This is a genomic window from Nocardioides luteus (assembly GCF_015752315.1).
In the GTDB taxonomy this organism is placed as follows: Bacteria; Actinomycetota; Actinomycetes; order Propionibacteriales; family Nocardioidaceae; genus Nocardioides.
Genome location: NZ_JADOVJ010000001.1, coordinates 5482965 through 5495127 on the forward strand (window position 1 = coordinate 5482965; position 12163 = coordinate 5495127).

The window sequence follows — 12163 nt, forward strand, 5'->3', positions numbered from 1 at the left end:
CCTCGGGCGTGGTCACGCCCGAGGAGCACGGCCCGCGATCAGCGGAAGCGGCGCAGCCGGAGGCTGTTGCTCACCACGAAGACCGACGAGAAGGCCATCGCGGCACCGGCGAGCATCGGGTTGAGGAGCCCGGCGACGGCCAGCGGGATGGCCGCGACGTTGTAGGCGAAGGCCCAGAACAGGTTGCCCTTGATCGTGGCCAGCGTCTTCCGGGAGAGCCGGATGGCGTCGGCCGCGACCCGCAGGTCACCGCGGACCAGGGTCAGGTCGCTGGCCTGGATGGCGACGTCGGTGCCGGTGCCCATCGAGAGGCCGAGGTCCGCCTGGGCCAGGGCCGGTGCGTCGTTGACGCCGTCGCCGACCATCGCGACCACGCGACCCTCCTCCTGCAGCCGGCGGACCACCGCGACCTTGTCCTCGGGGAGCACCTCGGCGATCACGGTGTCAGCGGAGACCGGGATCCCGACCTCGGCGGCAACGCTCCGGGCCACGGTCTCGTTGTCGCCCGTGAGCAGGACCGGGGTCAGGCCCAACCGCTGGAACTCCGCGATCGCCTCGGCCGAGGTCGGCTTGATCACGTCGTTGACGACCAGGACGCCGCGCGCCTGCCCGTCCCAGCCGACGGCGACGGCGGTCCGGCCCTCGCTCTCGGCCCCAGCCATCGCGAGGGCGAGGTCGCCGGGAAGGTACTGGCTCCAGTCCTCGAGCAGGCGGACCCGGCCGACGAGGACGGCGTGGCCGTCGACGATGCCCTGCACACCCAGGCCCGGGACGTTGGCGAAGTCCTCGGCCGCGGGCAGGGTGCCGACGCGGGCCTCGGCCCCGGACGCGATCGCGCGGGCGATCGGGTGCTCGGAGGCGTACTCCAGGGCTCCGGCCAGGCGGGCGATCTCGTCGGCGTCCTCGCCGGGAGCGGCGATCACGTCGGTCAGGGTCATGGTGCCGCTGGTGACGGTGCCGGTCTTGTCGAGCACGATGGTGTCGATCTTCCGAGTGCTCTCGAGCACCTCCGGTCCCTTGATCAGGATGCCGAGCTGGGCGCCGCGGCCGGTCCCGACCATCAGGGCCGTGGGCGTGGCCAGGCCGAGGGCGCACGGGCAGGCGATGATCAGCACGGCGACGGCGGCGGTGAAGGCGGTGGCGGCGCCCGCGCCCGCACCGAGCCAGAACCCGAGGGTGATGGCCGAGAGGGCGAGCACGATGGGTACGAAGATGCCCGAGATCCGGTCGGCGAGCCGCTGCGCCGCGGCCTTGCCGGTCTGCGCCTCCTCGACCAGGCGCGCCATCTGGGCGAGCTGGGTGTCGGCGCCGACCCGGGTCGCCCGGACGACGATGCGCCCGCCGGCGTTCACCGTGGCCCCGGTGACGGCGTCGCCGGGCGCGACCTCGACCGGCACGGACTCACCGGTCAGCATCGCCGCGTCGATGGCGGAGGACCCGTCCTCGACGATGCCGTCGGTGGCGACCTTCTCCCCGGGACGTACGACGAACAGGTCGCCGACAGCGAGCTCGTCGATCGGGATCCGGGTCTCGGACCCGTCGCGGAGGACGGCGACCTCCTTGGCGCCGAGCTCGAGGAGCGCGGTGAGGGCGGCGCCGGCACGGCGCTTCGAGCGGGCCTCGAAGTAGCGGCCGGCGAGGATGAAGGTGGTGACGCCGGCGGCCGCCTCGAGGTAGATGTTGCCGAGCCCGTCGGTGCGCTCGATCGTGAAGCTGAACGGGTGGGTCATGCCGGGCTCACCGGCGGTGCCGAGGAACAGGGCGTACAGGGACCAGCCGAAGGCGGCCAGGGTGCCGATCGAGACCAGCGTGTCCATCGTCGCCGCGCCGTGGCGCGCGTTGGTCCACGCCGCCCGGTGGAACGGCGCCGCGCCCCAGACCACGACCGGCGCGGCGAGCGTGAGCGAGAGCCACTGCCAGCTCTCGAACTGCAGGGCCGGCACCATCGCCAGGAGCACCACGGGGACGGTGAGCAGCGCCGAGATGAGCAACCGCTGCCGGAGCCGGTCGACGGGGTCGGTGGCCTCGCCGTCGCCGGGCGCGCCCGGCGACGGGTCCTCGCGGCGCGGCTCCTTCGCTCCGTACCCGGCGCTCTCGACGGTCGCGATCAGCACGCCCGCGTCGATGTCGGTCTTGTCCGCGGCGACGGAGATCTTCGCCTTCTCGGTCGCGTAGTTGACGGTGGCGGCCACACCGTCGAGCTTGTTGAGCTTGCGCTCGATGCGATTCGCGCACGACGCGCAGGTCATGCCGTTGATCTCGAGCTCGAAGTCGGTCGTGGGGGCAGAGGTTCCGGAGACGGTCATCAGGTGTCCTTCGGGTGGGTGGATCGGCGTACGCGTCGGCTCCCCGCTCACAGGGAGCCGACGCGGATGGCTCAGCCGGCCAGCTGGTAGCCGGCCTCCTCGACCGCGCGCTGAACCTGCGCGGGGTCGAGCTCGTTCTCGGAGGTGACGGTCACCTGGCCGGTGGCCAGGTCGACGTCGACGGAGGAGACGCCCGCGATCTGGGTGACCTCTTCCTTGACGGAGCTGACGCAGTGGCCGCAGGTCATCCCGGAAACGGTGTAGGTGGTGCTGCACATGGTGCTTTCCTCTCTCTGTGGTGGACCCTGCTCAGGCAGGGGGTCAGTGGGCTGTTCCGTGGGCTTCGGCTGTGGCGGTGAAGGCCGCGGTGCGCACGTCGCCGGCGTGCTGGAAGTCGAGGAACAGGCGGTACGTCCCGGCCGAGGGCACCTCGGCGGAGAAGGTGATCTCCGGGCCGGGCTCGGTGCGCCCGTCGCCGGGCGCTCCTTCGGGGTGGACGTGGAGGTAGGCCAGGTCGCCGTCGCGCAGCGCGACCAGGTGGCCGTACGCCTCGAGGTAGGGCTCCAGGTCGGTGACCGGCTCGCCGTCGCGGGTCACGGTCAGGGTCAGGCGCGAGGTCTTTCCGGCGACCAGATGGCCGTCGATGTCCACCTGGTAAGGGCTGACCGTGCTGGTCGTGGCGGCTGCGGGGAGCGGCTGCGGCTCGTAGGGCCCGCCGACGAAGAGGTCCTGACCGAGCGTCAGGCCCTCGTCCTCGGCCGCCGGCCGGAAGTCGGCGAAGACGCGGTAGGTCCCGGCCTCGGCCAGGTCGGCGTCGACCGACCAGGTGCCGTCGGCGGCCATCACCGGGTGCACGTGCTGGAAGGTGGCCAGGTCGCGGCGTACGACGATCAGGTGGAGCTTCTTCCCGTGGGCCGTCTCGAACCGGGTCACCGGCTCGTCGTCGGCGCCGAGGATCCGGAACTGCAGCGTGGCGTCGGCCGTGCGCTGGTAGCGGTCCTCGACGAGGTCGAGCGTGTAGCCGGCCTCGCTGACGTTGAGCCCGGTGGCCGTGGGCGCCGTCGTGGCGCCGTGTCCGGCGTGGCCGCCGTGGCTGCTCTTCTCGGCCGCGTGCTCCTGGTGACGCTCGGGCTCGCCCACCGGGCCGACGGAGGCGCCCACGGCGGAACCCAGGCCGCCGAGGGCAACGACGGCTCCGGCGAACGCACCGACCTTGGCAATGGCGTTCATGTGATCACTCCTGGCTCGGATCTCGATGACTCTTGTTGACGTGCCAGAGGCTGCTCGGGCGATCTGTCTGCGTACTGTCCCGGCGTTGTCGGGGCTCGGACAGCTCGGACAGGAGTCCGGACAGATATCCGTTCGGCGCCCGAGCGGGTGCTGACTACGATCTCGACGTGCTGCCGACCTCGCGTGACATCCGCTTCGGGCTGCTCGGTCCGTTCGAGGCGACGGTCGACGGTGAGCCCGTCAAGGTGCCCGGTTCGGCGGAACGGGCCCTCCTCGCGGTGCTGCTCCTGGCGCGCGGGCGGATCGTGCCGGCGTCGGCACTGATCGACCGGCTGTGGGCCGACTCGGCGCTGCCGGCCGACCCGCTCAACGCGCTCCAGCTCCGCGTCTCCAAGCTGCGCCGCGTGTTCAAGAACATGGGGCTCGACCTGGTGCAGCGCGACGGCGGCGGCTATCGGGCGGCGGTCGACCCCGGCAGCATCGATGCCGAGGCCTTCGAGCGACACATCCGGGAGGTCCGCGCAGCGGTCGCCGGGTCCGGGAGCCCGACCGAGGCGGATCTGGCCACCTACGACGCGGCGCTCGGGCTCTGGCGTGGCGAGGCGCTCGCCGACTTCGCCACCGAGCCGTGGGCGGTGCCCGAGTCGGTGCGGCTGGAGGACCTCCGCCGGACGGCGTACGCCGAGCGGGCCCAGATCGCGCTGTCGCTGGGCCGGCACGCGGAGGTCGTCACCGACCTCGAGCCGCTGCTGCGTACCGACCCGACCCATGAGGCGATGGCCGGTCTGCTGATGGTCGCGCTCTACCGCGCCGGCCGGCAGGCCGACGCCCTCGAGGTCTTCACCCGCACGCGGAAGACGCTCGACGCCGACCTCGGTCTCGAGCCGTCGGCCTCGCTGCGGTCGCTCCACGAGCGCGTGCTTCGGCAGGATCCGTCGCTCGGCTCCTCCGGCGAGGTGACCCTCTCCACCCCGGCGACCGCACCCCACCGAGCCCGGTCCGGGGCGCAGCTCTCCAACCTTCCGGCCGACCTGACCCCGCTCGTCGGGCGGGACGAGCTGCTCGACTCGCTGAGCGACCGGGTCGGCAGCTCCAGGCTCACCACCCTCGTCGGCCCCGGCGGATCCGGAAAGACCGCCCTCGGTCTGCACGCCGCCCGACGTCTCGCCGACCGGTTCCCGGACGGCACCTTCCTCGTCCGTCTCGCCGCGATCCGGAGCCGCGAGCACATCGTGCCGGCCGTCGCCGCGGCGGTGGCGATGCCGCAGGACGGCTCGGCGACCGACCTCCAGGCACGGCTGATCGAGTTCCTCGCCGACAAGCACCTGCTCCTGGTCGTCGACAACTGCGAGCACCTCGTCGACCCGGTCGCGACGCTGGTCGAGCAGCTGCTGACCCGCTGTCCGCAGCTCACCGTCATCGCCACCAGCCGCGAGCCCCTCGCCCTGCCGAGCGAGGTGCAGACCCTCGTCGGGCCGCTCCCGACACCGCTCGAGGACGACGACGCCGAGACGATCGCGGCGACGGCCTCCGTGCAGCTCCTCGTCCGCCGGATCGCGACCGTCGGGCCCGGGATCGAGACCGACCCGGAGGCGTACGCAGCGCTCGGCCGTATCGCCCGTGCGCTCGACGGCATGCCGCTGGCGCTCGAGCTGGCCGCGGCCCGGGCGACCTCCCTGTCCCCGAGCGACCTCGCCGACCGGCTCGACCAGCGCTTCACCCTGCTCACCTCCGGGCCGCGGACGGCGGAGGAACGTCAGCGCACGCTCCGCGCGACCGTCGACTGGAGCTACGACCTGCTCGACGACCTGGAGAAGCGCGTCTTCGAGGGACTCGCGGTGTTCCACGGCGGCTGGACCCTGACCGCCGCCGAGCAGGTCCTCGCCGACGACGAGACCGACCCGAGCCAGGTCATCCATGCCGTCGGCCGGCTGGTCGAGCAGTCCCTGATCGTCGCCGAACGCGGCCCGGTCACCCGCTACCGCATGCTCGAGACCCTGCGTGAGTACGCCGCCGACCGGCTGGCGACGACCGGCCGGAGCGACGCCCTGGCCACCCGGCACGCCCACCACTTCGCCCAGGTCGCGGAGCGGTCGGCGCGGGCGCTGCGCGGTCAGGGCGACCCCCGAGCGCGGAACCTCCTGGTCGACGAGCAGGCCAACGTACGCTCGGCCATCGCCTGGCTGGAGGGCCCCGCCGGCGACCCTTCGACAAGCTCAGGACATCGCATCGACGCCGCCCTGCGGCTGGCCGGCCACCTCGGTCTCTTCTGGCACCAGGGCCGCCACCTCGAGGGCCGCCGGATCCTGCGCCGCCTCCTCGAGCAGGACCGCGGGACGCCCGCGGCGCGGGCAGCCGCCCTGCAGGCGGTGTCGCTGGTCGAGCGCCCCCGGGCGTGCGTCGTCCACCCCCACCCGCGCTGTGCCGAGGCGGCCCGCGAGAGTCTGGCGATCTTCAGCGAGGCAGGCGACGCCGACGGGGCCGCGGTCTCGCAGGTGCTGCTCGCCGTCGAAGGCGTCAACGGGCAGGATCCCGAGGCGCCGGCACTCCTCGATGCCGCCGAGGCGTCCTTCCGCGACCGCGGCGACCGCTGGGGCCTCGCCGTCGCCGGGTTCGTCAGGCTCGAGACCGCCCTCAAGGCCAGGGACGAAGCGACGGCGACGCGGCTCGGCAGGGCCACCGCGGCCGAGTTCCGCCACCTCGACGACCCCTGGGGTCACAGCGCCGTCCTGTACCACCTCGGCTACGGCCTGCGGCACTTCGGACGCCTACGCGAGTCGGCCCGCACCCTCGAGCAGGCGATCGACGTCGCCACCTCGGCCGGCATCCACAACACCGTGCAGTGGGCGCTCGCCGACCTCGGGATCACCCACCTGGGCCTGGGCGACCACGAGTCGGCCGAGGACGCGTTCCGGCGCGCGGAGCTGGCGTCGCGTCACGTCGGTGACCGTGCCGGGTCGGTCCTGGCGGCGTACGGACGTGGCCGGCTCGCCGAGCGTCAGCAGGACTGGACGACGGCCATCGACCTGCTGACGACGGCGATCCAGGGCTTCGAGACGCTGCAGACGCCCGCGATGACGGCGAAGGCGACGCTCGCGCTGGCCCGGTGCCACGAGCAGCTGACCGAGGTGGAGGCGGCCGCGGAGCGCTACGAGGAGGCCCGGACCCTCGGCCTCGCCACCGGCGAGGTCGCCCTCGCGGCCCAGGCGACCGAGGCGCTCGACCGGCTCAACGGCTCCGGGACGGACGGCGCCCGGACAGACCAGGGACAGTGACGCGGGACAGGTTCTCCTCACGCGGTCGAACGGCCGCCCTGACGAAGAGAGAGAACCATGTCTTCCACAGCATCCCCGGCGGCGGGTGCCAACAGCCGCCGCTGGCTCGCCCTCGGCCTCATCGCCGCCGCCCAGTTCATGGTCATCATGGACACCTCCATCATCGGCGTCGCCCTCCCCGAGATCCAGCGTGATCTCGGCTTCGCCCCGCAGGACCTCAGCTGGGTGTTCAACGCCTACGTGGTCGCCTTCGGCGGCCTGCTCCTGCTCGGCGGCCGGCTCTCCGACCTGCTCGGCGCGCGCCGGATCTTCGCCCTCGGCTGGCTGGTCCTCGGCGTCGGCTCGCTGGTCGCGGGACTGGCTGACAGCGTCGCCGTCGAGATCGCCGGCCGCGCCGTCCAGGGCGCCGGATCGGCGCTCATCGCACCCTCGGCGCTGACGCTCCTGTTCATGACCTTCGGGGCCAACCCGAAGGAGCTGACCAAGGCGCTCGCGCTCTACGGTGCGGCCGCCCCGGCCGGCGGCACGGCCGGCGTGTTCCTCGGCGGCGTGCTCACCGAATACCTCTCCTGGCCGTGGGTCTTCTTCATCAACCTGCCGATCGCCCTCGCGGTGCTCGCGCTGACGCCCGGCACGATGCCGGCAGGGACCGCGCAGCGCGGTCGCATCGACCTGCTCGGCGCGCTGACCGTCACCCTGGGTCTCGCCGCCGTGGTCTTCGCGGTCGTACGCGTCCCCGAGGAGGGCTGGGGATCGCCCAGCACGCTCATCGCCGGCGCCGTCGGCATCGCCCTGCTCGTCACTTTCGTCGCCCTGCAGGCAGGCTCCTCGGCGCCGCTCATGCGCCTGGGCATCTTCAAGGCCCCGAACCTGGCCGCCGCCAACATCGCCCAGCTGCTGCTCGGCGCCGCCTGGATCCCGATGTTCTTCTTCATCAACCTCTACCTGCAGCAGGTCCTGGGGCTCGGCGCGTTCGAGTCCGGCGCGGCCCTGCTGCCGATGACGGTGACGATCATGCTCGGCATGGTCGCCGTCGCCCCGCGGCTGACGGCGGCGTTCGGACCGAAGGCGATGACCGTCGGCGGCCTGGTCGTCCTCGCGCTCGGACTGGTCTGGCTCTCCCGGATCGACGCCGACGGCAGCTTCGCCGTCGACGTGCTCCCGGCGACCCTGGTCACCGCGGCGGGCATGGCGCTGGCGTTCATCCCCTCGCTGAGCACGGCGCTCGGCGCGGCCGCTCCCGAAGAGGGCGGTCTGGCCGCCGGGATCGTCAACACCAGCTACCAGGTCGGCTCCGCGCTCGGCCTGGCGGCGATGACCGTCGTCGCGGCCGCGTACGGCTCCGACCAGCTCGGTGACCTGGCCGCCATGACCGACGGCTTCTCGGCCGGGTTCCTCGGCGCGGCCGGGATCGCCCTCGCCGGTGCCGTCGTCACCGGGCTCGGCTGGAAGCCGGTCCGCACCGAGACCGCGGCCGAGTCGGTCCCCGCCGGCCGCTAGCCCGTCCGACACCCGTCGTGGCCCCGGATCCGTCCGGGGCCACGACGGCACTGCGAGACCACCAAGGAGACCGCCATGCAGACCATCCAGCTGTACGTCGAGGGCATGCGCTGCCCTCGATGCGTCCGTGAGGCCACCGCCCGGCTCCGGGACCTCCCCGGCGTCGCCACCCTCACCGCCGACCGCGAGACCGGCCAGATCACCGTCACCGGTAAGGTCTCGGCCGCCGACCTGCTCGAGGCGCTGGCCGGCAGCAGCTTCACGGCGCAGGTGCGTCCGCGGCCGTGAACTTCTCGCGGTGGATCAGGCGCGGCGCCATCCGGCGGCGCTTGAACGCCTTGACGCCGGCCTCGACCATCGGCGGCGGGCCGCAGAGCCAGCCGGACCAGCCACGGGCGCTGGCCACGTCCTCGACGAAGGCGTCGGGGGCGTAGCCGTTGCGGTGGCCCGGCACGGACTCCCGGGAGAGCACGGTGACGAAGCTGAACCCGGGATAGCGGATCACCAGCTCCTCGAGGCGGTCGGTGTCGTAGAGGTCCGCCTCGTTGCGTACACCGTGATAGAGGACCATCAGCCGCTTGGGATGGCGATCCAGGGCCGTGCGGGCGATGCCGAGCAGCGGCGCCAGGCCGGTGCCGCCGCCGATGAGCACCATCGGCTCGCCCTCGTCGTGGTCCGCGTCGGGGACGTGGAAGTCGCCGAGCGGGCCGCGCACCTCGACCCGATCGCCGACTGCGACCGGCCCGAAGAGCCACTCGCTCGCCACGCCACCGGGGACGCGGCGTACGTGGAGCTCGAGGACCTTGTCCTCCTCGGCCGTGTTGGCGAGGGAGTAGGGGCGGCGCTCGGAGGTGTCGGGGACGAGCAGCTCGACGTACTGCCCCGCCGAGAACGCGAGCGGCTCCTCGAGGCCAAGCAGGACCCGCCGGGTGTCCCGGGCGATCTCCTCGACCGCGACGACGGTGGCCGTGAGGTCGCGCAGCACGTGGGTCGTACGTCCCGTCTCGGAGCCCCGCAGCGCGACCTCGGTCTCGGCGAGCGGCCGGGCCTGGCACGCGAGCGCCAGCCCGGCGGCGCGCTCTTCCGCGGTCAACGTGTCGAGCGGGGACTCGCGGTGGTCAACCTCGCCGCAGACGACCTGCAGCTTGCAGGTGCCGCAGGTGCCCTGGTTGCAGGAGTTCGGCATCCAGATGCCGGCCCGGAGGAACGCCTCGAGGATCGACTGGTCCTCGGCGCACTCGACGCGGCGGCCGGCGACGCTGATCGCGGCGGACACGGCTCAGACCTCCCAGGTGCAGTGCAGGCTGGTCGGGCCGCGGAATCCCCAGCCCCAGAACTCCACGCCCTCGCCGGTGTCGCGCTCCAGGTTGGGGATCGCCTCGAAGAGCTCCTCGAGCCCGATCCGCATGACCTGGTTGGCGTAGTAGATGCCCGCGCAGGCGTGGTTGCCGGCGCCGAAGGCGAGGTGCGGCAGCGGCGGCCGGTGCAGGTCGTACTCGGTGGGGGCGTCGTACTTCCCGGTGTCGTGGTTGGCGGAGCCATAGGAGAGGATCACCGGGGTGCCGGCGGGCAGGTCGACGCCGGCGATGGTGACCGGCTTGGTGCTGATCCGCGCGGTCGCCGACCAGATCGGCGAGGTCCAGCGCATGCCCTCGGAGATGGCCCGCGGCAGCAGCGACGGGTCGTCGACGACCTCCTCGAGCTGCTCGGGACGGCTGAAGAGCCCCACCAGGGTGGAGGCCATGCCGTGGCCGGGCTCCTGCATCGCGCCGAGCAGGTAGACGTAGATGGTGGGGTAGATGTACTCGCGGGCACGGGTCTTGCCCGGCGGCATGCCGTCGTGGAGCCAGTGGGAGATCGCCGTGTTCTCCGGGTGCTCGATCCAGCGGTCGATCAGCGGGTCGACGACCTCCTGGATCTCCGCCCGGGCCTCGTCACCCGGAGTGAACCCCTCCGGGTTGGTGAACTCCCCGTTCTCGTCGACCGCGGCGTTGGTGAACGAGACGCTCAGCTTGTGGAACCACTCGCGGAGCTTGTCGGAGGAGACCGACTGCAGCCCGAGCAGGTCGCCGAGCGAACGCACCGAGACCGGCTCGCAGAACTCGGCGACGAGCTCGGCGCTGCCGCGGTCCTCGAACTGCTCGACGTAGCTCCGGGCGATCGGGCGCACCAGGTCGTCGACCCAGCTGTCGACCTCGGCCGGCTGCAGCTGCGGCTCGACCATGCCGCGCAGGTCCGCGTGGATGTCACCGTTGACACCGATGATCGCGGGATGGCCGAACGTGCGCCCGCCGGCCGGGGTGATCACGGCCTCGAAGTCGGGGCTGGTCGCGACCTCGCGGCACACCTCGGCGGTCGAGGCGACGTACGACCCGAGGACCGGGACGAAGGCGAGCGGTGCCTCGCGGCGGAGACGTTCGTAGGTCGGGTAGGGATTCCGCTCGAGGTCGCTCATCGTCACGTCGTCGAGCCAGGACAGGTCCTGCTGGGTGGTGGTCATCGGGTGCTCCTCGAAGGCTGAACGGGTCGGCACTGAGATCCCGAAGTTAGGTGCGTCACAGCAGACCGGCGACACGGATCGCGCGGTCTCGGCACCGGATGCGCGACCTTTTTGTGACGGACGTCTCAGGTAGACTCCGCGCCATGTCCGGTCGCCGGCGCACCGCCCCTCGGGACTGGGGCCAGGCCTCGAACGTGGTCGCCCAGGCGTACTTCCCGCATGAGCTGAGGCCGCTCGGCGGGAGCCACGAGCCTCGGCTGACGCTGCGTACGCTCGACCTCGGGCCGGTGCTGATCGGCCACGTCGGCTGGGGCGCCGACGTGGCGATCGACTGCGACTACCCCGGGGCGTTCGAGGTGAACATGCCGATCACCGGGCATCTCGCGAGCCGGGGACGGTTCGGGGAGATCACCTCGGTGACCGGCCAGGGCACGGTCTTCCGCCCCGACACCCCCTCGCTCATCAGCCACTGGGACGCGACCTGCACGGTGCTCGGCGTGAAGTTCGACAGCTCCTGGCTGGAGGTGGAGGCCGAACGCGTCCTCGGCACCGACCGGGTCAACGTACGCACGCTGCTGCCGGAGCAGCTGTCCGTGCAGCACGGCCGCGCGCGGGCCTGGCACCATCTGATCACCAGCCTGGCCACCAACCTGCACGACCCGGACCTCTACGCCGACAGCGAGCACGTACGCAGCCAGCTGGCCGGCGCGGTCGCGGTCGGTCTGCTCGAGGCCTGCTGTCCCGACGGCGGGGTCCGTCCGGCGGCGCAGCCGCGGATGATCCGGGCCGTGGTCGAGGCGCTCCACGACGACCCGGCCCGGGCCTGGACCGCCGCCGACATGGCCGTCCTCGCCGGCACCAGCGTCCGGCGCCTCCAGGAGGGCTTCCAGCGCTGGGTCGGCCAGTCGCCGACGCAGTATCTGCTCGACATCAGGCTGCAGCGGGCCCATGCCGACCTGGCCGGCGACCCCGCGCTCGCCATCGGCGACGTCGCCGCGCGCTGGGGCTTCTCGTCCGCGAGCAGGTTCGCGGCGGCCCACCGCCGGCGCTACGGCACCGCGCCGTCCCAGGTCAGGGACTGACCCCGCGGGCGCCCGCCACGGTGCGGGTGGGACGCGCTGCGGCGGAGCAGTCGGCGCACCACCGGCGGATGTCCTCGGAGCGCAGCTGCCAGAACGCGTGCCAGCCCTGAGCCGGTGCACCGCAGAGGGTCACCTGCGTGCCGATCCGCTTGAGGTGCGCCTCGCCCCACGGCGCAGGATCCTTCGTGCCCGCGGGCTGGCGGTGCCTGGCCACGATGATCCAGCTGCGCCCTATCGTCCGGGGATCGACGCCTGTCGTGGGCACGGCCA

At 72.7% G+C, this 12163-nt stretch carries 10 protein-coding genes; 4 read left to right on the forward strand and 6 right to left on the reverse strand.

The genetic code is table 11. From position 1 onward, the window contains the following. Positions 1–38 precede the first annotated feature (38 nt). Genes HD557_RS26245 through HD557_RS26255 form a run of 3 tightly spaced genes read right to left on the reverse strand, consistent with a single transcriptional unit; the run spans position 39 to position 3536 of the window. Positions 39–2381, reverse strand: a complete 2343-nt coding sequence (locus HD557_RS26245; RefSeq protein ID WP_374221702.1) for a heavy metal translocating P-type ATPase — start codon at positions 2379–2381, stop codon at positions 39–41. Continuing rightward, the gene (locus tag HD557_RS26250) at positions 2378–2584 is read right to left on the reverse strand and encodes a heavy-metal-associated domain-containing protein (protein WP_196876030.1); all 207 of its coding nucleotides are present in this window, start codon (positions 2582–2584) and stop codon (positions 2378–2380) included. Before HD557_RS26250 ends, HD557_RS26245 begins: the two co-directional genes overlap by 4 nt. Before the next feature lie 43 nt (positions 2585–2627). Next, positions 2628–3536 (reverse strand): hypothetical protein, encoded by a 909-nt coding sequence (locus HD557_RS26255; RefSeq protein ID WP_196876031.1) that lies wholly within the window; start codon positions 3534–3536, stop codon positions 2628–2630. A 167-nt stretch (positions 3537–3703) separates the two neighbouring features. Here HD557_RS26255 and HD557_RS26260 point away from each other — a divergent pair, with 167 nt between their 5' ends. From HD557_RS26260 to HD557_RS26270, 3 genes are all read left to right on the forward strand, one after another. Next, the gene (locus HD557_RS26260; protein ID WP_196876032.1) at positions 3704–6811 is read left to right on the forward strand and encodes an AfsR/SARP family transcriptional regulator; all 3108 of its coding nucleotides are present in this window, start codon (positions 3704–3706) and stop codon (positions 6809–6811) included. A 57-nt stretch (positions 6812–6868) separates the two neighbouring features. Continuing rightward, positions 6869–8311, forward strand: a complete 1443-nt coding sequence (locus tag HD557_RS26265) for an MFS transporter (protein ID WP_196876033.1) — start codon at positions 6869–6871, stop codon at positions 8309–8311. A gap of 75 nt (positions 8312–8386) precedes the next feature. Then, a complete protein-coding gene (locus tag HD557_RS26270; protein WP_196876034.1) occupies positions 8387–8599 on the forward strand; it encodes a heavy-metal-associated domain-containing protein in 213 nt (70 codons plus the stop codon). Here the strand turns inward: HD557_RS26270 and HD557_RS29145 are convergent. After that, on the reverse strand, positions 8571–9587 hold the full coding sequence (locus HD557_RS29145) for an FAD-binding oxidoreductase (protein ID WP_196876035.1): 1017 nt from the start codon (positions 9585–9587) through the stop codon (positions 8571–8573). The genes HD557_RS26270 and HD557_RS29145 overlap by 29 nt on opposite strands. Positions 9588–9590: 3 nt before the next feature. Then, positions 9591–10811, reverse strand: a complete 1221-nt coding sequence (locus HD557_RS26280) for a cytochrome P450 (protein ID WP_196876036.1) — start codon at positions 10809–10811, stop codon at positions 9591–9593. A gap of 143 nt (positions 10812–10954) precedes the next feature. On the opposite strand from HD557_RS26280, the gene HD557_RS26285 reads away from it, so the two are divergent. After that, the gene (locus HD557_RS26285; RefSeq protein WP_196876037.1) at positions 10955–11893 is read left to right on the forward strand and encodes a helix-turn-helix transcriptional regulator; all 939 of its coding nucleotides are present in this window, start codon (positions 10955–10957) and stop codon (positions 11891–11893) included. On the opposite strand, the gene HD557_RS26290 is transcribed toward HD557_RS26285, so the two are convergent. Continuing rightward, positions 11883–12158 carry a hypothetical protein gene (locus HD557_RS26290; protein WP_196876038.1) on the reverse strand — a complete coding sequence of 92 codons (276 nt, stop codon included), beginning with the start codon at positions 12156–12158 and terminating at the stop codon, positions 11883–11885. The two genes, HD557_RS26285 and HD557_RS26290, sit on opposite strands and share 11 nt — an antisense overlap. Positions 12159–12163: the final 5 nt, after the last annotated feature.